The sequence below is a fragment of the Azospira oryzae genome, from assembly GCF_004217225.1.
GTDB classification, from domain to species: Bacteria; Pseudomonadota; Gammaproteobacteria; order Burkholderiales; family Rhodocyclaceae; genus Azospira; species Azospira oryzae.
This window is the reverse complement of the sequence record NZ_SHKM01000003.1, coordinates 173,876-194,013: the sequence shown is the minus strand read 5'-3', so window position 1 is coordinate 194,013 and position 20,138 is coordinate 173,876. Positions and strand designations below refer to the sequence as shown.

Annotated in this window: 20 protein-coding genes; 11 read left to right on the top strand and 9 right to left on the bottom strand. The window is 66.6% G+C overall.

The features are described 5' to 3' along the window. Positions 1-32: 32 nt before the first annotated feature. Positions 33-941, top strand: coding sequence for an oxygen-dependent coproporphyrinogen oxidase (gene hemF, locus EV678_RS14710; protein WP_130460052.1), 909 nt, complete (start codon positions 33-35; stop codon positions 939-941). Positions 942-1,115: 174 nt separating this feature from the next. Here hemF and EV678_RS14705 read toward each other — a convergent pair whose 3' ends face one another. The 5 genes from EV678_RS14705 to hemC all read right to left on the bottom strand — a co-directional run bounded on the left by EV678_RS14705 (position 1,116) and on the right by hemC (position 5,647). Further along, positions 1,116-1,355: a hypothetical protein gene (locus EV678_RS14705; RefSeq protein WP_014236686.1), complete on the bottom strand. Its 240-nt coding sequence runs from the start codon at positions 1,353-1,355 to the stop codon at positions 1,116-1,118. Positions 1,356-1,465: 110 nt separating this feature from the next. Next, a complete protein-coding gene (locus tag EV678_RS14700; RefSeq protein WP_130460051.1) occupies positions 1,466-2,668 on the bottom strand; it encodes a heme biosynthesis HemY N-terminal domain-containing protein in 1,203 nt (400 codons plus the stop codon). Continuing rightward, positions 2,665-3,750, bottom strand: a complete 1,086-nt coding sequence (locus tag EV678_RS14695) for a uroporphyrinogen-III C-methyltransferase (RefSeq protein ID WP_130460050.1) — start codon at positions 3,748-3,750, stop codon at positions 2,665-2,667. Before EV678_RS14695 ends, EV678_RS14700 begins: the two co-directional genes overlap by 4 nt. A 27-nt stretch (positions 3,751-3,777) precedes the next feature. After that, on the bottom strand, positions 3,778-4,545 hold the full coding sequence (locus EV678_RS14690) for a uroporphyrinogen-III synthase (protein ID WP_130460049.1): 768 nt from the start codon (positions 4,543-4,545) through the stop codon (positions 3,778-3,780). Positions 4,546-4,687: 142 nt separating this feature from the next. Beyond that, complete coding sequence (gene hemC / locus EV678_RS14685) at positions 4,688-5,647, bottom strand: hydroxymethylbilane synthase (RefSeq protein WP_130460048.1); 960 nt, start codon at positions 5,645-5,647, stop codon at positions 4,688-4,690. Positions 5,648-5,845: 198 nt separating this feature from the next. Between hemC and ppc the strand changes: the two genes are divergently transcribed. The 10 genes from ppc (at position 5,846) to EV678_RS14635 (ending at position 17,806) form a co-directional block, all read left to right on the top strand. After that, positions 5,846-8,653 (top strand): phosphoenolpyruvate carboxylase, encoded by a 2,808-nt coding sequence (ppc, locus tag EV678_RS14680; RefSeq protein ID WP_130460047.1) that lies wholly within the window; start codon positions 5,846-5,848, stop codon positions 8,651-8,653. A 275-nt stretch (positions 8,654-8,928) separates the two neighbouring features. Further along, positions 8,929-9,561 carry an acetate uptake transporter gene (locus tag EV678_RS14675; RefSeq protein WP_014236692.1) on the top strand — a complete coding sequence of 211 codons (633 nt, stop codon included), beginning with the start codon at positions 8,929-8,931 and terminating at the stop codon, positions 9,559-9,561. A gap of 188 nt (positions 9,562-9,749) precedes the next feature. Beyond that, positions 9,750-11,339 (top strand): class I adenylate-forming enzyme family protein, encoded by a 1,590-nt coding sequence (locus EV678_RS14670; protein ID WP_130460046.1) that lies wholly within the window; start codon positions 9,750-9,752, stop codon positions 11,337-11,339. Between the two features lie 254 nt (positions 11,340-11,593). Beyond that, complete coding sequence (locus EV678_RS14665) at positions 11,594-13,087, top strand: DegQ family serine endoprotease (RefSeq protein ID WP_172974782.1); 1,494 nt, start codon at positions 11,594-11,596, stop codon at positions 13,085-13,087. Positions 13,088-13,189: 102 nt separating this feature from the next. Then, the gene (locus EV678_RS14660) at positions 13,190-14,167 is read left to right on the top strand and encodes a VTT domain-containing protein (protein ID WP_130460045.1); all 978 of its coding nucleotides are present in this window, start codon (positions 13,190-13,192) and stop codon (positions 14,165-14,167) included. A 63-nt stretch (positions 14,168-14,230) separates the two neighbouring features. Further along, a complete protein-coding gene (locus tag EV678_RS14655; protein ID WP_014236696.1) occupies positions 14,231-14,539 on the top strand; it encodes a hypothetical protein in 309 nt (102 codons plus the stop codon). A 49-nt stretch (positions 14,540-14,588) separates the two neighbouring features. After that, a complete protein-coding gene (locus EV678_RS14650; protein ID WP_130460044.1) occupies positions 14,589-15,206 on the top strand; it encodes a methyltransferase domain-containing protein in 618 nt (205 codons plus the stop codon). A gap of 130 nt (positions 15,207-15,336) precedes the next feature. Further along, positions 15,337-15,561: a DUF3079 domain-containing protein gene (locus EV678_RS14645; RefSeq protein ID WP_130460043.1), complete on the top strand. Its 225-nt coding sequence runs from the start codon at positions 15,337-15,339 to the stop codon at positions 15,559-15,561. A gap of 961 nt (positions 15,562-16,522) precedes the next feature. Continuing rightward, positions 16,523-17,317 carry a hypothetical protein gene (locus tag EV678_RS14640; RefSeq protein ID WP_130460042.1) on the top strand — a complete coding sequence of 265 codons (795 nt, stop codon included), beginning with the start codon at positions 16,523-16,525 and terminating at the stop codon, positions 17,315-17,317. Between the two features lie 129 nt (positions 17,318-17,446). Beyond that, entirely contained in the window at positions 17,447-17,806 is a 360-nt protein-coding gene (locus EV678_RS14635) for a hypothetical protein (RefSeq protein ID WP_130460041.1), read from the top strand. Positions 17,807-18,222: 416 nt separating this feature from the next. On the opposite strand, the gene EV678_RS14630 is transcribed toward EV678_RS14635, so the two are convergent. The 4 genes from EV678_RS14630 to EV678_RS14620 all read right to left on the bottom strand — a co-directional run bounded on the left by EV678_RS14630 (position 18,223) and on the right by EV678_RS14620 (position 20,059). After that, a complete protein-coding gene (locus EV678_RS14630) occupies positions 18,223-18,909 on the bottom strand; it encodes a c-type cytochrome (RefSeq protein ID WP_014236700.1) in 687 nt (228 codons plus the stop codon). Between the two features lie 112 nt (positions 18,910-19,021). Then, on the bottom strand, positions 19,022-19,186 hold the full coding sequence (locus EV678_RS16105) for a hypothetical protein (RefSeq protein ID WP_014236701.1): 165 nt from the start codon (positions 19,184-19,186) through the stop codon (positions 19,022-19,024). A gap of 41 nt (positions 19,187-19,227) precedes the next feature. Then, positions 19,228-19,410, bottom strand: a complete 183-nt coding sequence (locus tag EV678_RS14625; protein ID WP_130460040.1) for a hypothetical protein — start codon at positions 19,408-19,410, stop codon at positions 19,228-19,230. Between the two features lie 58 nt (positions 19,411-19,468). Then, a complete protein-coding gene (locus EV678_RS14620; protein ID WP_130460039.1) occupies positions 19,469-20,059 on the bottom strand; it encodes a malonic semialdehyde reductase in 591 nt (196 codons plus the stop codon). Positions 20,060-20,138 lie beyond the last annotated feature (79 nt).

The window sequence follows — 20,138 nt, the reverse complement described above, 5'->3', positions numbered from 1 at the left end:
GCCCCGTTTCTTTTCCCCTGCGAGAATTCCCCATGAGCCAGCTTCCCAGCAGCGCCCCCGTCCGCGCCTACCTCACCGACCTGCAGAACCGCATCATCGCCGCCCTCGAGGCCCTGGACGGCGGCACCTTCCGCCGCGATGCCTGGCAGCGGCCCCAGGGTGGCAGCGGCGAATCCCGGGTGATCGAGGAGAGCCACCTGTTCGAACGGGGTGGCGTCAATTTCTCCCATGTCACCGGCGGCAACCTGCCGCCGTCGGCCACCGCCAACCGGCCCGAACTGGCCGGCCGCAGCTTCGAGGCCATGGGCGTCTCCCTGGTGCTGCATCCGCGCAATCCCTACTGCCCCACGGCCCACATGAACGTGCGCTTCTTCATCGCCACGGCAGAGGGCCAGGAGCCGGTGTGGTGGTTCGGCGGCGGCATGGACCTGACCCCCTACTACGGCTTCGCCGAGGACGCCCGCCACTTCCACCAGACCTGCAAGGACGCCCTGGCGCCCTTCGGCGAGACGGTGCACCCGCGCTACAAGAAGTGGTGCGACGAATACTTCTTCCTCAAGCACCGCAACGAGCCCCGGGGTGTCGGCGGCATCTTCTACGACGACGTCAACGAGGGCGGCTTCGAACGCTGCTTCGATCTCACTCGCAGCGTCGGCGACGCCTTCGTGCCGGCCTACCTGCCCATCCTGGAACAGCGCCGCCACCTGGCCTACGGCGAGCGGGAGCGGGACTTCCAGGCCTACCGCCGGGGCCGCTACGTGGAATTCAACCTGGTGTGGGACCGGGGTACCCTGTTCGGCCTGCAGTCCGGCGGCCGCAGCGAATCCATCCTCATGTCCATGCCGCCGGTGGTCAAGTGGCGCTACGACTGGCAGCCGGAAGCGGGCAGCGCCGAGGCCGCCCTGTATACCGACTTCCTGCCGCCGCGGGACTGGGTCTAGGGCACCCGGCCCGGGAGGCAGGAGGGAAGCCATTCTCCCGGGCATGTCTGCGGAGAACGGCGTGGATACTGGCTGCTGGCGCAGGTTGTGAATCGTCCGCAGCCGTCCGCCGGCGCCGGCAGCGGCCATTAAAAAAGGGAGCCATGGGCTCCCTTTTTTTCGTTGCGGCTTGGCTTACTTCAGCTTGCCCTTGACCACCTTCACCCGGTCCGGGTGCTTCACCGTCAGGTTGCCGCCGCCGCCGGTCAGGTTGCCGCAGGGGCAGGCGCTCTTGATGTGGGGCACCGAGTTGATGACGGTGGTGCAGTCCAGGCACTCGTAGTAGATGTCGCCGCCGGTGGGCAGGTTGGCCGCATCGGGGGCCGGCTCCACCGGGTAGAAGTTGTAGATTTTGCGCAGATCGATGTTGAGCATGACTAGTCCCCGTATACCCTCTGTGTTGTCTGTGTTTCCCTCGTTGGGATGACCATTCTAGCGCGCTTCCCGGCTGCCGCAACAGGCCCCCGTAAGGGGCCGTCGGGCCGTCAGTTGCGGTAGAGGTCCGGGCGCGAGCCCTGGCGGTAGTGGCGGTCGGCCTCGCCGGGGCGCTCCAGCTGGTCCAGCAGCCGGGCCAGTTCCAGGTGGGCATCGCGGCTTTCCTCCACCGAGAGGGAGGCTTCCAGGTAGTTCTGGGCCTTGCCCCACAGCTTCTGCTGCAGGCACAGCCGGCCCAGGGCCAGGAGCAGGCCGGCATCCCGGGGGCGCTGCTTGAGCCAGCCCTCGGCCCGGGCGATGCGGGCGGTGAGTTCGCCGCCGTCGGCGTCGGCCACGGCCACCTGGCCGTAGATTTCCACCAGGTCCGAATTCCAGTCGTCCTCGTTGCACTTTTCCAGGGTGCTTTCCACCACCTTCAGGGCCTCGGCCTTGGCATCCAGGCTGAGCAGGGCCCGGGCCACGGTGGCGGCCAGGCGGGGCGAGCCTTCCCGGCTGGGGATGGTGCGCAGGTAGGCGAGCAGGGAAGGGGCGTCTTCCTGGCGCTGGCGGATGTTTTCCCGGTGGGCCTTGAGGATGATTTCCCGGGCCTGTTCCGGCGCCATGGCCTCCCGTTTCTGCAGCTGGCGGGCCAGGCGCAGCACCTGTTCCCAGTCCTTGCGGCCCTGCTGGGCCTTCAGCTCCAGGCGCATGGCAGCGATGTGGCGGCCGGCGGTTTCCTGCAGCTGGCGCAGGGCATCGAGGGCGCCGCTGAAGTCCCGGGAGTCCAGGCGCATCTCGGCGGTCAGCATGAGGCGGGCCACCTTCAGGTTGTTGTCCCCTTCAGCATCCTTCAGCCACTGGCCTTCCTTGGCGTTTTCGCGCAGGGCGTGGGCGGCCCGGGCCGCCACCAGGGCGGAGAGACCGGGCACGTAACCGGCGCTGAAGGATTCCTCGGCCCGCTTCATGGACTGGCCGTAGCGGCCCTCGAAGAAGTGGCGCAGGGCGTCCTGCAGGGCGGCGGCGGCCTTGTCCTTGCTGCGCCGTTCGCGGAACTCGCTGACCCGGGCGGGCAGGCCCAGGGTCAGGGAGACCAGGCGCAGCAGGCCGTGCAGCACGGCGAAGGCGGCGATGAGGCCGATGATCAGCAGGTTGAGGGAGACTTCCAGACGCCAGGGCGGGAACACCACCAGCACGTAGCCGTCATTGACCCGGGCCGCCAGGGCCAGGCCGACGGCGGCGGCGAACAGGGCGAGAATCCAGAACAGGCCTCTCATTTGCGCTCCTTGGCCAGCTTCAGGGTCTTCAGGGCGTTGAGGCTGTCGTTGAGCAGGGGCAGCTCGATGACGATTTCGGTGCCGGCCAGCTGCTTGACGCTGGCGATGGCGGTCTGCACCGACTTGTCGTTGGTGTTGAAGTAGCGCTCCAGCCAGGCCTGGGACATCTTCAGCTCGCTGCGGAAGGTCCACTGGTCCCGGGAAAGCAGGGCCAGGCGGGCATTGAGCAGGCGCAGCTTGAGGTTCTCCCGCAGGAAGAAGCTCTGGGAGGGGGAGAGCAGGGCCGGTTCGGGGCGGTCGAAGCGCTGGATGCGCACCAGACCCTTCACCTCGCTCCACAGGTCCAGGCCCAGGCGCTGCCAGAAGCCGCTAGCGGGCGTACCGTCAGCGGCGGCTTCCTTGGCCTCCTTCTCGGGCTTGGGACGCTCGTCGAAGGCCAGGGCCAGGGTGTCGGTGGCGACGATGATGTTTTCCAGGCGCAGGTTCATGCCGGAAACATCCACATAGGGCGCGGCACGCAGCTTTTCCAGATCCCGGTTGATGGTCTTGCGCAGGGCGGTGAACTGGGGCCGTTCGCTGCGGGAGAGGCGGGCGTCGGCGGCCTGCAGGGCCAGGATGGCGCCCTGCACGTTGCCGGCCAGCTGCAGCTGCTGGGCGGCCAGGGTGACGCTCTGCTCGATTTCGGCCAGGGCCGCTTCGTCCCGGTTGCGGGCCAGGTCCTGGTAGAGGTTTTCCAGGGCCGCCTGCTGGTTCTGGGATTCGGCCAGCTTGGCTTCCAGGGCCCCCAGCTTGGCCTGCAGACGGCCCACTTCCTCCTGGGACTGCTTGGCCACGCCTCGGGTTTCCTTGGACAGGCTGTCTGCGTCGGCCAAGCGCTTGGCCAGTTCCTGCTGGGTGTCGGAGAGCTTGATGCGGGTTTCCACCCACTGCCAGCCTGCCAGGCCCAGGGCCACCACGGCGACGCCGATCCAGGGATTGCGCCAGGCTTCCTGACGCGGCTTGGCCAGGGGCGGGGTGGGGGACGCCGCAGGCGTCGTCTCGGCAGGGGCAGGGCTCTCGTTGGGGGGCAGGGAGTCGTTCATGGCTGGGGCCGTGTTGTCTGAAGCGAATTATTGAGCCCAATTATAGGCGCATAAGCCGGCCAATAGGCCCTGGTCGGCAGGGGGCGTGAGGATGACCCGTTGCAGTCCCAGGTCCTTTGCCCCCTGGGCGATGCGCTCGTGGGGGACGAACAGGGGCGTTTGGGCCAGGCGGCGGCGGCCGTCTTCGTCCAGCAACTGCCACAGGTAGCGCAGGGCTTCGCTGGAGGAGATGATGATGGCATCAAGGCGGCCGGCGGTCCAGGCCTGCTCCAGGGCTGCCGTGCCCTGGCTCGGCGGGCGGCGGTGGTAGCAGGTGAGCACGTCCACCGTGGCGCCCCGGGCTTCCAGGGTTTCCCGCAGCAGCTCCCGGCCGCCATCGCCGCGCAGGATCAGCACCTTCTTGCCGGCCACGGCCTCAGCCTGGAATTCCGGCAGTTCCAGCAATGCCTCGGAGTCGAAACGTTCCCTGGGGGCGATGACCCGGTCCAGGCCGAAGCGGGCCCAGGCCTTTTCCGTGCCGGTGCCGACGCCGGCCGGGCGGGTGCCGGCCGGCCAGGGGCCGGCCGCCAGGAGAGTGGGCAGGGCGTGTTCCACCGCATTGGGACTGACGCAGAAGACGATGGCGTAGTCCGCCAGCCGGGGGGCCACGGCCTGCAGCGCTGCCGGGTCGGCGGCCTCGATTTCCAGCAGGGGGTAGAGCAGGGGAGTGCCGCCGGCAGCGGCAATGGCTTGGGCCAGGCTGTCCGCCTGGGCCCGGGGCCGGGTGACGACGATGGTGCGGCCGGTCAGGGGCATGTCATTTTTGCCACAGAGGGCACAGAGAACACAGAGGGGAAAACCGAGAGGAGGGAATCCACGTCAGCGGCAACTCTGTGCCTTTGCTTTGCCCTCGTTTTTCTCTGCGTTCTCTGTGCCCTCTGTGGCTAAGGGTTTTCAATCAGTGCTTGGCACAAGCCAGGGCGGCGAGGATTTCGCCGGCGCCCTTGGCCTTCAGGTCCTCGGCCAGCTGGCGGCCCAGGGCGGCGGCTTCCACCGGGGTGCCCCAGGCTTCGCCTTCCACCATCTGCTGGCCGTCCACGCTGGCGACGAAGCCCCGCAGCCAGACCTGGCCGTTTTTCATTTCGGCGTAACCGCCCAGGGGAATCTGGCAACTGCCGCCCAGGGCCCGGGAGAAGGCCCGCTCGGCGATGACGCAGGCGGCGGTGGTGGCGTCGTTGAGGGGCGCCACCCAGGCGGCGGCATCCAGGCGGTCGGCCCGCACCTCGATGCCCAGGGCGCCCTGGCCGGGGGCCGGCAGGGACTGCTCGGGGGTGAGCACGGAGCGGATGCGGTCTGAGAGGCCCAGGCGAATGAGGCCGGCGGCGGCCAGGATGATGGCGTCGTACTGGCCCTCGTCGAGCTTGCGCAGGCGGGTGTCCAGGTTGCCGCGCAGGCTGCGGATCTGCAGCTTGGGGTACTTGGCCCGCAGGATGGCTTCCCGGCGCAGGCTGGAGGTGCCCACCACGGCGCCTTCCGGCAGGTCTTCCAGGCCGCGGAATTTGTTAGAGACGAAGGCGTCCCGGGGATTCTCCCGGGCGGAGATGGCCACCAGGGCGAAGCCTTCGGGCATGTCCATGGGCACGTCCTTCAGGGAGTGCACCGCCAGGTCGGCCCGGCCTTCTTCCATGGCCACTTCCAGCTCCTTGATGAAGAGGCCCTTGCCGCCGATGGTGGACAGGGGCCGGTCGAGGATCTGGTCGCCCTGGGTGGTCATGCCCAGGATGGAGACTTCGGCGCCGGCGTGAATCTCGGCCAGGCGGTCGCGCACATGCTCGGCCTGCCACATGGCCAGGCGGGATTCCCGGGAGGCGATGACGATGCGGGAAGGAGTGGTGACAGTAGCGGGCGTAGTGGTCAAAGCGGTCCCCGGAAAAGCGTGAAAATGCCGTGCGGCGGGTGGAAAAAAGTGGCGCCCATTCTAGCATGGGGGCGGGGCGCCACTTTGATGCGGCACAAAAGCGCCGTCCCCGGCGCGGCATCGGTGAAAACCCCCATAGGCGCCTCTGTTGCAGCGCAGTAATCTGGCCGGGTCATGACTCGCATCCAAGGAAAAACCGTGTCCCTGCACGCTCCCGCCCCTTCTGCCGACCTCTCTGCCGCCGCCGACAAGGACCAGCCCCTGCGGGAGGACATCCGCCTCCTGGGCCGTCTCCTCGGCGACACCGTGCGCGAACAGGAGGGCGGCGAGGCCTTCACCGCCGTCGAGACCATCCGCCAGATCGCCGTGCGTTTCGCCCGGGACCAGGAGCCGGCGGCCCGGGACGAGCTGGCCGCCATCCTCAACGGCCTGCCCCGGGACACCATGCTCTCCGTGGTGCGGGCCTTCACCTATTTCCTGCACTTCGCCAACATCGCCGAGGACCAGCACCACATCCGCCGCCGCCGCACCCATGAAATCGCCGGCTCCGAGGCGCGGGAAGGCAGTCTGGCCTACGCCCTGGAGCGCCTGGCCGAAGCCGGCGTCGGCGGCGAGGCCCTGGCCGAGGCTCTGGGTCATGCCCTGGTCTCCCCGGTGCTGACGGCCCATCCCACCGAAGTCAGCCGCAAGAGCATCCTGCACTGCCAGCGGGAGGTGGCCCGCCTGCTGGATACCCGGGACCGGGTGGCCATGACCCCGGAAGAGGCAGCCGACAACGACGCCGCCCTGCGCGCCGCCGTGCTCACCCTGTGGCGCACCCGCATGCTGCGGCCCAACCGGCTGGCGGTGGTGGACGAGGTGAAGAACGGCATCAGCTACTACGACGACACCTTCTTCGCCGAACTGCCCCGGCTCTACTGCCAGTTCGAGGATCAGCTGAAATCCCGCTTCCCGGAGCAGTCCTGGGACCTGCCCAATTTCTTCCGCATCGGCAGCTGGATCGGCGGCGACCGGGACGGCAACCCCTTCGTCACCGCCGACATCCTCAAGGAGGCCCTGCGCCTGCAGTCGTCCGCCGCCCTGGATTTCTATCTCGACGAAATCCACGCCCTCGGCGCCGACCTGCCCCTGTCCCAGATGCTGCTGCCCGTGTCGGCGGAACTGGCGGCCCTGGCCGACCGCTCCCCGGACCGTTCCCCCCACCGGGCGGACGAAGCCTACCGGCGCGCCCTCACCGGCATCTACGCCCGCCTGGCCGCCACCTCCGAATCCCTGGACCGGCACCCGCCGCTGCGCCACGCCGTGGCCGAGAGCGCGCCCTATGACTCGTCCGCCGCCCTGGTGGCCGATCTCCAGGTGCTGGCCGCCTCCCTCGCCGCCCACGGCGCCGGCCTGCTGGCCCGGGGCCGCCTGCGCCGCCTGATCCGGGCGGTGCAGGTGTTCGGCTTCCACCTGGCCCCCATCGACCTGCGCCAGAACTCGGACGTGCACGAACGCAGCGTCGCCGAACTGCTGGCCTTGGCCGGCCGCCTGCCTTCCGTCGCAGCCTATTCCGCCCTCGACGAAGCCGCACGCATCGCCCTGCTGGCGGAGGAAATCGCCAGCCCCCGGCCCCTCTACTCGCCCTACCTGGCGTACTCGGAAGAAACGGCCGGCGAACTGGCCATCTTCTTCGCCGCCCGGGAACTGAAGGCCCGCTACGGCGACGCCGCCCTGCCCAACTGCATCATCTCCAAGACCGACGGCGCTTCCGACCTGCTGGAAGTGGCCCTGCTGGCCAAGGAGGCCGGGCTGCTGATTCCGGGTGCCCAACCGAAGCTGGCGGTAAACATCATTCCCCTGTTCGAGACCATCGACGACCTGCGCCGCTCCGCCCCGGTCATGGCCAGCCTCTTTGCCCTGCCGGCCTACCGGGCCCTGGTGGCCGCCCGGGGCGAGGAGCAGGAGGTGATGCTGGGCTATTCGGACAGCAACAAGGACGGCGGCTTCCTCACTTCCGGCTGGGAGCTGTACAAGGCCGAGATCGACCTGACCCGGGTTTTTGCCGCAGCAGGCGTGCGCCTGCGCCTCTTCCACGGCCGCGGCGGTTCCGTCGGCCGGGGCGGCGGCCCCAGCTATCAGGCCATCCTGGCCCAGCCCGCCGGCGCTGTCTCCGGCCAGATCCGCATCACCGAGCAGGGCGAGGTCATCGCCTCCAAGTACGCCAACCCGGAAGTGGGCCGGCGCAACCTGGAGATTCTCGCCGCCGCCACCCTGGAAGCCACCCTCACCGACCACGAAAACCGGGTGGAGCCGGCCAGGCCCTACCACGCCGTGCTCGACCGCCTTTCGCAGCTGGCCTTTTCCGCCTACCGGGGCCTGGTGTACGAGACCCCGGGCTTCACCACCTATTTCCGCGAATCGACGCCGGTTTCCGAGATCGCCAACCTCAACATCGGCAGCCGCCCGGCCTCGCGCAAGAAGTCGGAGGCCATCGAGGACCTGCGGGCCATTCCCTGGGTCTTCAGTTGGGCCCAGTGCCGCCTCATGCTGCCCGGCTGGTACGGCTTCGGCAGCGCCGTTGAGGCCTGGCTGGGCGAGCACCCGGAAGGGCGGGAGGCGGGTCTGGCCACCCTGCGCAAGATGTACCGCAACTGGCCCTTCTTCCGCACCCTGCTCTCCAACATGGACATGGTGCTGGCCAAGAGCGACATCGCCATCGCTTCCCGCTACGCCGAACTGGTGACCGATGCCGAGCTGCGCGCCGCCATCTTCGGCCGCATCAAGGCCGAGTGGGAGCGCACCCGGGAACTGCTGCTGGCCATCGAGGAACAGGCCGAACTGCTGGCGGACAACCCGCTCCTGAAGCGCTCCATCCGCAACCGCTTCCCCTACATGGACCCGCTGAATCACCTGCAGGTGGAACTGCTGCACCGCCACCGGGCCGGGGAGACGGACGAGCGCATCCGCCGCGGCATCCACCTCACCATCAACGGGGTGGCCGCCGGTCTGCGCAACAGCGGCTGATATCCCGTCAGGGTGTTTTATAAGTAATTGTTTTTACTAATCGTAACCTATTGTGCACTGCGGATTGACTGCAAATAAAGGCTCTCTATAGTGTCGGGCGAGATACGGTAAATACGATTTCATAATTCGTAATTTGTTGCGCCTGGCGGTGGTGCCAGGTGACAGTCGCTGGAAATAGGGGGGCGGGCCGCCAGGCCTTTCCCCCTTTTCTGTGCCATGGCCAGGGCAGCAAAAACCGACCTCGATCCAATCAAACACAACGCGAGGGAGTTTTTATGCAGCAGCAAGCACAGGTCATGGAGACCAAGATTGTCATGTCCGACCCCACCGCCCTGGGGGTGTTCGGCCTGGCCACCGTCACTTTCGTCGCCGCCTCCGCCAAACTGGGCTGGACCAGCGGCGTCACCTACCTGATCCCCTGGGCCCTGTTCCTGGGTTCCATCGCCCAGATCTGGGCCTCCACCATCGACTTCAAGAAGAACAACTACTTCGGCGCCATCGTTCTCGGCGCCTACGGCCTGTTCTGGATCGCCGTGGCCATGCACTGGGCCATCAGCCTGGGCTGGTTCGGCGAGATCGATGCGGCCAAGGCCGACCCGCGCCAGTTCGCCTTTGCCTGTATCGCCTACTTCATCTTCTCCATCTTCATCATGGTGGCGGCTTTCGAGGCCAACAAGGTGTTCGCCGCCATCCTGGTGCTGATCAACGTGCTGCTGCCTTCCCTGGCCCTCTCCATGCTGGGCGTGGCCCCCGCCTTCTTCAGCGGTGCCGCCGCCTGGTCCGAACTGGCCATCGCCCTGCTGGGGTTCTATGCCGCCGGTTCCATCTTCATCAACAGCTACTTCGGCCGCACCCTGCTGCCCCTGGGCAAGCCCCTGGGCCTGATCCGCAAGGGCCCGGCCAAGTAGGCGCCACCATGGCAGCTTCCGCCCGGGCGGCGGGAGCGCCTGCCAGCGGGGCCGGCGAGGGCAACCTCCCCGGCCCCGTTCTTTTGCCATAAAAATATTCCAAAACAATCGTTGGGTCCGGAGCCGGCGCCTTCCTAGACTGGCTGCTGTCCGGCGGCCCTTTGCCGCCTCCCGTCTCCGGAGGCCCCATGCAGCAACCCACCACCCTCATCGCCCACCACGCCCGCTACCGGCCCGAACACCCGGCCGTGGTCTTCGCCGACGGCCGGCAGACCCGGCGCCTCACCTGGCGCCTGTTCCACCGCCGGGTCAATCGCCTGGCCAATGCCCTGCTGGCCCTGGGCATCAAGCAAGGGGACCGGGTGGCGACGGTGCTGCCCAACAGCCTGGAGCTGCTGGAAATCTACTGGGCGGTGCCGCGCATCGGCGCCGTGCTGGTGCCCCTCTCGCCCCTGCTCAACGCCGCCGGCCTCGGCAGCCTGCTGGCGGATGCGGGAGCGGCGGCGCTCTTCATCCACCCCGCTGCGGTGGCGGAAGTGGACGGCCTGGGCCAGGCCCTGCCCGCCCTGGCCCGGGAACGTATCGTGGTGGTGGGGGAGGGCGATCCCTCATCTGCCGCGCCCCAGGATTCCGGGACTTTCCCGGGCGACCATCCCGCCTATGCAGCCCTCACCGCAGCGGCTTGCGAGGACGAGCCGGCCGTGCCCCACCCCGCCGGCGACGACATCTTCGCCATCATGTATTCCAGCGGCACCACGGGCCAGCCCAAGGGCATCCTGCAGTCCCACGCCTGCCGCGCCGCCTATTGCACCCTGCTGGCCTCCACCTGGCGCATGACGCCGGAGTCGGTGGTGCTGCACAGCGGCGGCATCGTCTTCAACGGCGCCCTGCTGACCATGTTCCCCGCCTTCTACCTGGGGGCCACCTATGTCCTGGCCGGGGCCTTCGATGCGGCCCTGGCCATCGACCTGATTGCGCAGGAAAAGGTGACTCACACGGTGGTGGTGCCCTCCCAGATCGTCGCCATCCTGGACCACCCGGATTTCGCCGCGGAGAAGCTGGCCAGCATCGAGACCTTCCTCTCCGTCGGCGCCCCCCTGCTGCAGGAGCGCAAGCAGGCTTTGAACCGGCTCCTGCCCAACCGCTTCTACGAGCTGTACGGCCTCACCGAAGGCTTCATCACCGTGCTCGACCGCAGCCAGTCCCTGCGCAAGCCCCTCTCGGTGGGTACCCCACCCCAGTTCTACGAGCTGCGCATCGTCGGCGAGGACGGCCGCGACCTGCCCCCCGGCGCAGTGGGGGAGGTGGTGGGCAAGGGGCCCATCCTCATGAGCGGCTACTACAACCGGCCCGAGCTGACGGCCCAGACCCTGAAGGACGGCTGGCTGCATACCGGCGACCTGGGCTACCGGGACGAGGAGGGCTACCTGCACCTGGTGGACCGCAAGAAGGACATGATCGATTCCGGCGGGGTCAAGGTGTACCCCAAGGACATCGAGGAGGTGGCCGCCCGCCACCCGGCGGTGCGGGAGGTGGCGGTGTTCGGCATTCCCCACGACAAATGGGGCGAGACGCCCCACGCCGCCATCGTCCTGCGGCAGCCGGCGGCGGCGAGCCCGACGGAACTGCGGGACTGGGTGAACGAGCGGGTGGCGGCCAAGTACCAGCGCCTGCATTCGGTGGAGATCGTCCCCGACTTTCCGCGCAACGCCGCCGGCAAGACCTTGAAGCGCACCCTGCGGGACCCCTGGTGGGCCGGGCGGGAGCGGCAGATCTAGGGACAGGCGCGGATCCACCAGGGTTGGTGGCTGCAAACCTAGAAGGGACGGCCACCTCCGGCATGGCATGGCGGAGATGGCCGTCCCTTCTGCCTCGTGGCAGGGCTTGTGTTCGGCGGCCGGTGCCCCCATTTCCTCCCGCATTGCTTGATGACGTTCTGTGTCGTCGTTGTAACACCTTGTAAGGTCAGGCGCATGGCGGCGGATTTTCGGTAGTCTTCTGCCGTGCCCCAACTTTTGGAGGATATAAGACCATGACCAAAATCCCCTTCCGCCCCCTGCCGTTCCGTTTTTCCCGCAGCGTCGCCGCCTTTGCCGCCGGCGGCCTGCTGGCCTTCGTCGCCGCCCAGGCCGACCTGTCCCTGATCTCCCGCTCCAACGCCGCCCCCGCCACGGTTGCCGCCGCCTCCGCCGCGGCCGTCCCAGGGCCCGCCGCCGGCGCGCCCCTGGCCGCCCTGCCGGACTTTTCCGCCCTGGTGGAGCAGGTGGGGTCGGCGGTGGTGAACATCTCCACCGTGACCCTGGCCAAGAACAGCAACGTCAGCGGCATCAATCCCAACGACCCCTTCTACGACTTCCTGCGCCGCTTCGGCATCGCCCCCGGCATGGGCTCCCAGCAGCCCCAGGAAAGCCGCGGCATCGGCTCCGGCTTCATCGTCAGCGCCGACGGCTACGTGCTGACCAACGCCCACGTGGTGGCCGATGCCGACGAGGTGGCGGTGAAGCTCACCGACAAGCGGGAATTCAAAGCCAAGGTGGTGGGCATCGACCGCCGCAGCGACGTGGCCCTGATCAAGATCGCCGCCAGCAACCTGCCCACGGTGCGCATCGGCAGCCCGGACCGCCTCAAGGTGGGTGAGTGGGTGGCCGCCATCGGCGCCCCCTTCGGCTTCGAGAATTCCGTCACCGCGGGCATCGTCAGCGCCAAGTCCCGGGCCCTGCCTGACGAGACCTACGTGCCCTTTATCCAGACCGACGTGGCCATCAACCCGGGCAATTCCGGTGGCCCCCTGTTCAATCTCAAGGGCGAGGTGGTGGGCATCAACTCCCAGATCTACAGCCGTTCCGGCGGCTACCAGGGCATCTCCTTCGCCATCCCCATCGACGTCGCCATGAAGGTCAAGGAGCAGCTGCAGAAGACCGGCAAGGTGCAGCGCGGCCGCCTCGGCGTCACCATGCAGCCGGTGACCAAGGAGCTGGCCGAGTCCTTCGGCCTGGCCAAGCCCGTGGGCGCCCTGGTGACCGGGGTGGACCGCAGCAGCCCGGCGGACAAGGCCGGCCTGCAGCCGGGCGACGTCATCATCGCCCTGGACGGCGTGCCCATCGAGGAGGCCACCGACCTGCCGCGCAAGGTGGGCGACAGCGCTCCCGGCACCAAGCTCGGCCTCACCGTGCTGCGGGACGGCAAGCGCCTGGAGAAGCAGGCCGTGCTGGCCGCCATGCCCAGCGAGACGGCGCCCCAGGCCCGGGGCGAGAGCGCCGGCGGCGGCCGCGTCGGACTCGCCGTGCGTTCCCTCTCCCGGGAAGAGGCGGCGGCCCTGGGCAGCAGCGGCGTGGTGGTGGTGGGAGTGAACGGTCCCGCCGCCCGGGCCGGCCTGCAGGAAGGGGACGTGGTGCTGGCGGTGAACAACGCCCGGGTCTCCTCCCCGGCCCAGCTCAAGGAACTGCTGGACCAGGCCGGCAAGCGCTTCGCCCTGCTCATCCAGCGGGAGGACGCCCGCCTCTACGTGCCGGTGCGCACCGACTGAGGCCGCCGGCTTCTACTCCCCGCGGGGCCCGGGCTATAGTGACAAGCCCGGGCCCTTTTTCTTGGCCCCAACCCTTATTCCCTGCCGCCTCCGGAGCCGCCCATGGACCTTGCCCAGCTGACCGATGCCCTGCAACGGGACGCCGCCTGGGTGGTCTTCCTCAACGTGCTGCTGCAGCAACTGGGGCTGCCGGTGCCGGCGGTGCCGACCCTGCTGCTGGCCGGCAGCCTGGCCGCCTCGCCCCTGCACGGTTTGCAACTGCTGGCCGCCGCCGTGCTGGCCTCGGTCCTGGCGGACTGGGTGTGGTATCTGGCCGGACGCAGCTTCGGCTACCGGGTCCTGGCCGGCCTCTGCCGCCTCTCCATCAACCCGGGCTCCTGCGTCAGCGCCACGGAAGCCCGCTTCACCCGCTGGGGCGCCTGGTCCCTGGTGCTGGCCAAGTTCATCCCCGGCTTTTCCACCGTGGCCCCGCCCATCGCCGGCTCCCTGCGCCTGGCCCTGCCGTCCTTCCTCGCCGCCGTCGCCCTGGGGGCGGCCCTGTGGGCCGGCGGCGCCATCCTGGCCGGCTGGTGGCTGCGGGGCGAACTGCAGCAGGTGCTGGCCCGCCTGCAGGGCAACGGCGACCTGGCCCTGACGCTGCTGCTGGCCCTGCTGGGCCTGTGGCTGGGCTGGAAGTTCTGGCAGAAATACCGTTTCGAGAAGCTGTCCGCCATTCCCCACCTCACCCCGGCGGAGTTGGCCGATGCCCTGCAGTCCGCCGCGCCGCCCCTGTTCCTCGACCTGCGCGGCGAGGCCATGATCCGGGAGACGGGCCTTCTCCCCGGCGCCACCGCCGCCACCCTGGACGACCTGGCGGAGCGGGCCGCCCACTGGCCCCGGGAGGCCCTGGTGGCGACCCTGTGCAACTGCCCTGCCGATGCCAGCGCCGTGCAGGCCGCCCGTCGCCTGATGGCCCTGGGCTACCGCAACGTGCGCCCGGTGCGGGGCGGCTACGAGGCCTGGCTGGCCCAGCAGGCCGGAGGTGGCGCCATGGCGGCCGTCGCCGATGAGGCTTCCAGCGGCGGCCTCTCCCGCCCATAATCGTCGCAGGCCATGACGGCGGGTTGCTGTCGCGGTCGTCCATAACGATTCAGGGAGAACATCATGCTGCTCGTCTACATCTACGTTTTCTGGTTGCTCTTCATCGTCACCATGGCCGGCAAGGCCGCCTGGCCCAAACTGACCACGGTGCCCCGGGTGCTGATCGCCCCCGCCGCCCTGGTGGCCCTGTTCCTCGACGTCTTCTTCAACATCTTCATCGCCACCATCCTCTTTCTCGACCTGCCCCGGGAATGGACCTTCACCCAGCGCCTGGAACGCTACAAGCCCGACCAAAGCTGGCGCGGCCGTCTGGCCCGCTGGATCTGCAGCAACCTGCTCGATCCCTTCCAGGTGGGCGGCCACTGCCATTGAGAGGGGGCGGGGCCGGTAGAATGGCGCACACAAGAATCAGGAGACGCCCATGACCCAAGCCCCGTCCGCCAAGCCCGACCACCAGCGCCCGGAACTGCCCGATTTCTGGGACAAGCGCTTTGCCGCCGGCGCCACGCCCTGGGACCACGGCAGCGCCCCGGCGGAACTGGAGGCCCTGCTGCCGCCCCCCGCCAGCGCCACGCCGCCGCGCATTCTGGTGCCCGGCTGCGGCCACGCCCGGGAGGCCGCCTGGCTCGACCAGCGCGGCTGGGCGGTGACGGCCCTGGACTTTGCCCCCGCCGCCATCGCCGCCGCCCGGGAAGTCCTCGGCGAGTGGGGCGGCGAACTGCGCTGCGCCGACTTCTTCGATTTCCCCGTGGCCGCGCCCTACGACGTGGTGTACGAACGGGCCTTCCTCTGCGCCCTGCCGCGCAAGCTGTGGCCCGGCTACGGCCCCCGGGCGGCCGAACTGGTGCGCCCCGGCGGCTATCTGGCCGGCTTCTTCTTTTTCAGCGACGAGCCCAAGGGCCCGCCCTTCGGCATCGGTGCGGCGGAGCAGGAAGCACTGCTTTCCCCCTGGTTCGAGCGCATGGTCGACGCGCCCGCCCAGGCCCCCATCCCGGTCTTCGCCGGCGGCGAGCGCTGGCAGGTGTGGCGCCGCCGCTAGTCTTCGCTACCACTCTTTGCCGCCGGATCGCCGGCGCCCCTTTTTTGACCAGGATCAGGGTGGCTGCTGTATACCCGAGTAATCTACTTGGTTATGAACGGGCCGGTCCCGTCGTTTCCGGTGAATCCCCATGGCCAAGAAATTCCCCCTCCATCCCAAGCACCCCGAGCGCATCTGCTGGGGCTGCGACAAGTATTGCTCCACGGACAACCTGCAATGCGGCAACGGCTCCAGCCGCACCCAGCATCCGATGGAGTTGCTGGGGGAAGATTGGTATGAGCATGGGGATTGGGGGATTGAGGTGGACAAGGGGGAGGATGATCCTTCCGCTTCGGGTTCTGGTTCTGCGGTTTGAGGTTTGGGGATTGGTTGGGCGTGGTTTGTTGATTTGCGGCTGGGTTCCGCCGTTGCCCGGCGGGCGTACTTTTCTTAACCGCTAAGAAAAGTAGCCAAAAGAAGGCGGACCCTCACCCCCGGCCCTGCGGGCTTCCCTGCGCTGCTCAGTCGCGCGGGGCGGCTGCGGAACTCGGCCCTGCGGGCCTCAGACAGTCCTCGCCGAAAGCCCCCCGCCCGCCTTGCGCTGCTCGGCGGGGGTGGAAGGGGATGGGAAACCGGTGGTGTGGCGAGTGCGGTCGCACCGGTTGGGAGTTGGTGAATTAGTTGATTTGGATATGCGATTTGCAACTTGTTGTTGCGATGCGGGCGTCCTGACGGTAAGTTAAAGGCTGTCCGGTGTTCCAGGATATTGAACAGTCACATTTTATTGGACGACTTTTGTCGTCTACTACTAGTTAGGGCTTTTATATGCTGAAGTTCCTAAGAGAACATTTGGTAGCTCCAACCATATCCAAAGTATTAGCGGGGCTATCACCAATGGCATTAGCCGCAGCCATTTGGGGAAGGGAGACTGCAATCCAAGTAGCAAGAGACCTAACACCACAAACAATAGCGATACTTTTAGCGTTATCAGTAGCAGTAATTCTTGCGCTCCTTGCATGGGTCTTTTATCTCCTTCCATCTTTCAAATATCTGCCGAAGTATCAGTTCTACCAGCATCGAGTTAATGGTCTTTACTACTGTCCGACGTGCCGTGACAAAAAACCACTATCGCCACTGAGGTATGAAAAGACAGGCAGGCGTTGTCCATTTAAAGAATGCGGCAAGTTCTACAGAGACCCGGACTACAAAGAACCACTTCTTTCTCCGCAACCTTCCGGGCCTCACGCATGGATGGCGCGATAAGCCCTAACCCTGTGTTCGAGGCGACCTGCGCGAAAAGCCGCGCAGGCGCCTCAATTACACGTTAGGCTTCCTATATGTCTGATTCCCCAAGAACTGGTTCACCGGCAATTTCAGATGCAATATGGGTTATTGCTTTAACAGCAGCTAGTTACGCCGTTGCCTTTTCTTACGAATCAGGATTTGCGAAGTACTTCAATATTCCGGTTAGCCTGATAACGATTTCCCCCACATTACTTCTTAATGCGGGTGGCTCACTGCTGGCCGCAGCCATACCGATGTACGCGATAGCAAATGCGATTTGGCCACTATTACCTCGATCTGAAACCGCCCTAGCTAAGGCAGTACGCTTGCTCGTCAAACAGACTCTATTTCTTGTTTTTTTGTTTAGTCCGTTATTGCTTCACGGCGAAGGCTGGTACCTTTTTGGAGGAGTTATCGCTTTTACTGCCTTTTTTGAGCTGGTCTTCCCGTTAATTGCTCAGCGAAAGATTCCAACCTTTGAGCAGAAGCTTGTAGAACAAGACAAGATCGAACGGAACGCAAGTTCATTTTCTCTCATTGGTACAGCCGTTGGTCGCTTTGGTAGAGCCCCTGTGCTGTTTCTGTTTCTTCTGCTAGTGGTGTCATCGTTTGCTAGCGTTCTAGGTGGGCAGACCGCAAAGGCAAAGACAGACTTCCTTTTAGTCAAAGGAGAGCCAAACACAGTTCTGCTCTGCCAATACGACAGCGTATTTGTTACCCAATCGTTTGACCCCGAGTCGAAAGTGCTTACTGGTTATATCAAAATCGCAAGGCTGGGCGATGGAAAAGACATTGAACTTGGGATGGGAAGCGTGGGCCCACTTACCCCTAAAAAGGCAAAAAAGTAACGGCCAGAAGCCTAACATCTAGGTCAAGGCGCGGGCTTCGGCCGCTGGGGCGTCACGCAAGCGGGCCGCCCCTTACCTCCAACGTTAGGCCCATCTAGCTCTCGATTTAGCCCGCACAAAAACTGAGCTATGGAATTCTTCCTCCTGGCCGCCCCCCGATCGGCATCAGAGCTTGCTGTCATGGAAAGCATGCTGATCGCACACCGGATTCCCTTCTATGTGCACAACCGCGGCTTTGGCGGTTTGTATCCGGGAATGCAGGTGTCGCTCTACAACGTCCAGCGGGTCATGGTGCCGGCGGCATATGCGGAGGCGTCCATAGAACTCTTCGGCGTATTCCGTGAGGGCCACCAGGAGAGTTTTGTCTGCGCAAAGCTGGGTGTGCGGGACCGCTTGCGAGGCGTGCTCGAAGTGTTGTTGGGCGGCTGGGCCGTGCCTTTCCGGTATCGAAAGTTCTTGCCCGCCAACGACGAATCGGATCGCCCCTGAACCTTCCGCAACAGTAAGGCGGCTGGCTTGTCCTGAACGTTCGAGGTGGCCACCATTGGCCCTGTGCGGCGCCGAGCAACGGAGCTTCTGGCGGGGAAAGGGCGAGCACTGTCTGAGGCCGTAGGCCGAGTTGCGCAGCCCCCGCCGGAAGCGAGTAGCGCAGGGGACCCCGCAGGGGCGCCAAACCGGGCTCGCCTTTTCTTTGGTTACTCTTCTTTTGGCGAAGCAAAAGAAAGTAACCCGCGCGTCAGGCGCGGAACACAGCGGCCAAACACCCCGCCACGCTTGAGGCGCCGACAAGGCCTCAAACCCACCTCGGCCACACCCCAACAAAAACGGCCCTCCCAGCCACCCCATGGCCGAAAGAGCCGTCCTTGCTGCCTCTCCGGCATGGTGCCGGAGGCAATGGGTCGTTCCTACTGCTTGTTCACCTCTTCCTGCAGCGCCGTCACATAGGCCATGATGTTCTGGATTTCCTCGGGCTTGAGGGTGTTTAGCACGCCCTGGGTGGTTTCCTCGTCGTGGGGGCGGTCGCCCTTCAGGTAGAGGTCCACCTGGCGCTTCAGGTATTGGGAATACTGGCCCACCAGGCGGGGGAACATGCCCCGGCCCTTGGCGGTCTTGCCGTGGCAGGCGGCGCACTGCTTCTGGTAGATAGCCTTGCCGGCCTCCACGTCGCCCGGTTCCCGGGGCACGATCATGACCTTTTCCATGGCCTGCAGGCGGGTCAGGGCGTCGTCCGTGTCCTTGAAGGTGGGGATGGCGGTGGGCAGTTCGATGCCGGCAACGTATTCGGAGACGATCTTCATGTCCTCGTGGGACAGTTCCCGCTCTTCGGTGTAGGGCACCATGGGGATGTTCACCCGGATGCGCTTCTGGAAGGCCTTCAGCTGGGATTCCATGTACTTGGCCTGCTGGCCGGCGATGCGGGGGTATTCGCCTTTCTTGCCGCCCTGGCCGAATTCGCCGTGGCAGGCGGCGCAGGGGCCGTAGATTTCCTTGCCCCGTTCGTCGGCGTGGCCGGCCAGGGGCGAGAGCAGTGCGCCAAGGCCGGCGGCGAGGAGGAGGGAAGTGCGCAGGGAAGGGAGAAGCTTGGCGATCATGGGGCACCCGGAGAAATGAGCAGGGCCATTCTAGGCGCCGTCTCCGGGGCTGAAAATGATGCGGGTCAAAAGCCGGCCGCAGCAGGGCCGGCGCGGGCGGGGGAGGTCCGGCTCAGGAGCGGCGACAGGACTGGGGCACCTGGCCGAACTGGGTCAGGCGGCGCTCGCAGTCGCGCTTGCAGCCGGCACAGAGGTATTCCCGGGCCTGCAGCAGGAGCTGGTTGGCCTTGTCCAGGGCGGGGGCGGCGGAATGGCGGAGTTGAACTTGGTATTCCATGGTGCGGACCTCTTGGTGGAAGGTTGCCTGAAAACCGGGGATCAGACGCCCGCTTCCCGTTCCTCGCCGCCGCAAAAGTGCTGGCAGTGGGCCGGGCTGTCGGCGGGACGCAGGTCGAGACAGGCCGCACAGACGATGGTGCCGGGCCAGTCCTTGAGGGGAATGGCCTGGCCACAGGTGCCGCATGAGTGGGCGTGGCCGGACGTGTGGGGCTTGGTCTCCATGGGGAGCTACCCTACGCGTGCCGGCGGCGTCCGGGTTTGATCTAGATCGAAAAAATGACTAAAGAATACGGGCTGCTTCGGCAAAAGGCAGGCGCGGTCCCCGGGGGTGGTTGCCGGCGGCGTCGCCGTAGCCCAGGTTGATGATGAAATTGCTCTGCCAGCGGCCGTCGGGGAAGAACTCGGCGTCCAGCTTGGCGGCGTCGAAGCCGGACATGGGGCCCGCGTCCAGGCCCAGCAGGCGGGCGGCGACGATGAGGTAGGCGCCCTGCAGGCTGGAATTGCGGAAGGCGGTGCTGGCCGCCATGGCCGGGTTGGCCTCGAACATGGGCTTGGCGTCGTAGGCCGGGAACTGGGTCGGCAGGTGCTCGTAGAAGGCCGTGTCCTGGGCAACGATGACGGTCACCGGCGCCGCCAGGGTCTTTTCCACATTGCCCGGGGAGAGGGACCGGGCCAGGCGGGCCTTGGCCTCGGGGCTGGTGATGAAGACGAAGCGGGCCGGCTGGGAGTTCATGGCGGTGGGCCCCCACTTGGCCAGGTCGTAAAGCTGTTGCAGGGTTTCCGCGCTCACCGGACGGTCGGCAAAGCGGTTGAAGCTGCGGGCGTCGAGAAAGGCCTGGGCCAGGATTTCGGGGGCGGCGGGAGATTTCATCGTTGATTTCCTTTCATGTTTTATCGTGGCAGGAGGGCCGGCCAGGGCCCAGCCTGAATGCCGACCATCCTAGGGCCCC

Coding starts and splice junctions, on each gene's coding strand:
- EV678_RS14640 (WP_130460042.1), top strand. CDS start 16,523: ATGTCTGATTCCCCAAGAACTGGTTCACCGGCAATTTCAGATGCAATA.
- EV678_RS14675 (WP_014236692.1), top strand. CDS start 8,929: ATGCAGCAGCAAGCACAGGTCATGGAGACCAAGATTGTCATGTCCGAC.
- EV678_RS14660 (WP_130460045.1), top strand. CDS start 13,190: ATGGACCTTGCCCAGCTGACCGATGCCCTGCAACGGGACGCCGCCTGG.
- EV678_RS14665 (WP_172974782.1), top strand. CDS start 11,594: ATGACCAAAATCCCCTTCCGCCCCCTGCCGTTCCGTTTTTCCCGCAGC.
- EV678_RS14670 (WP_130460046.1), top strand. CDS start 9,750: ATGCAGCAACCCACCACCCTCATCGCCCACCACGCCCGCTACCGGCCC.
- EV678_RS14630 (WP_014236700.1), bottom strand. CDS start 18,909: ATGATCGCCAAGCTTCTCCCTTCCCTGCGCACTTCCCTCCTCCTCGCC.
- EV678_RS14625 (WP_130460040.1), bottom strand. CDS start 19,410: ATGGAGACCAAGCCCCACACGTCCGGCCACGCCCACTCATGCGGCACC.
- EV678_RS14700 (WP_130460051.1), bottom strand. CDS start 2,668: ATGAGAGGCCTGTTCTGGATTCTCGCCCTGTTCGCCGCCGCCGTCGGC.
- EV678_RS14690 (WP_130460049.1), bottom strand. CDS start 4,545: ATGCCCCTGACCGGCCGCACCATCGTCGTCACCCGGCCCCGGGCCCAG.
- EV678_RS14695 (WP_130460050.1), bottom strand. CDS start 3,750: ATGAACGACTCCCTGCCCCCCAACGAGAGCCCTGCCCCTGCCGAGACG.
- EV678_RS14650 (WP_130460044.1), top strand. CDS start 14,589: ATGACCCAAGCCCCGTCCGCCAAGCCCGACCACCAGCGCCCGGAACTG.
- EV678_RS14705 (WP_014236686.1), bottom strand. CDS start 1,355: ATGCTCAACATCGATCTGCGCAAAATCTACAACTTCTACCCGGTGGAG.
- EV678_RS16105 (WP_014236701.1), bottom strand. CDS start 19,186: ATGGAATACCAAGTTCAACTCCGCCATTCCGCCGCCCCCGCCCTGGAC.
- EV678_RS14620 (WP_130460039.1), bottom strand. CDS start 20,059: ATGAAATCTCCCGCCGCCCCCGAAATCCTGGCCCAGGCCTTTCTCGAC.
- hemF (WP_130460052.1), top strand. CDS start 33: ATGAGCCAGCTTCCCAGCAGCGCCCCCGTCCGCGCCTACCTCACCGAC.
- EV678_RS14635 (WP_130460041.1), top strand. CDS start 17,447: ATGGAATTCTTCCTCCTGGCCGCCCCCCGATCGGCATCAGAGCTTGCT.
- EV678_RS14655 (WP_014236696.1), top strand. CDS start 14,231: ATGCTGCTCGTCTACATCTACGTTTTCTGGTTGCTCTTCATCGTCACC.
- EV678_RS14645 (WP_130460043.1), top strand. CDS start 15,337: ATGGCCAAGAAATTCCCCCTCCATCCCAAGCACCCCGAGCGCATCTGC.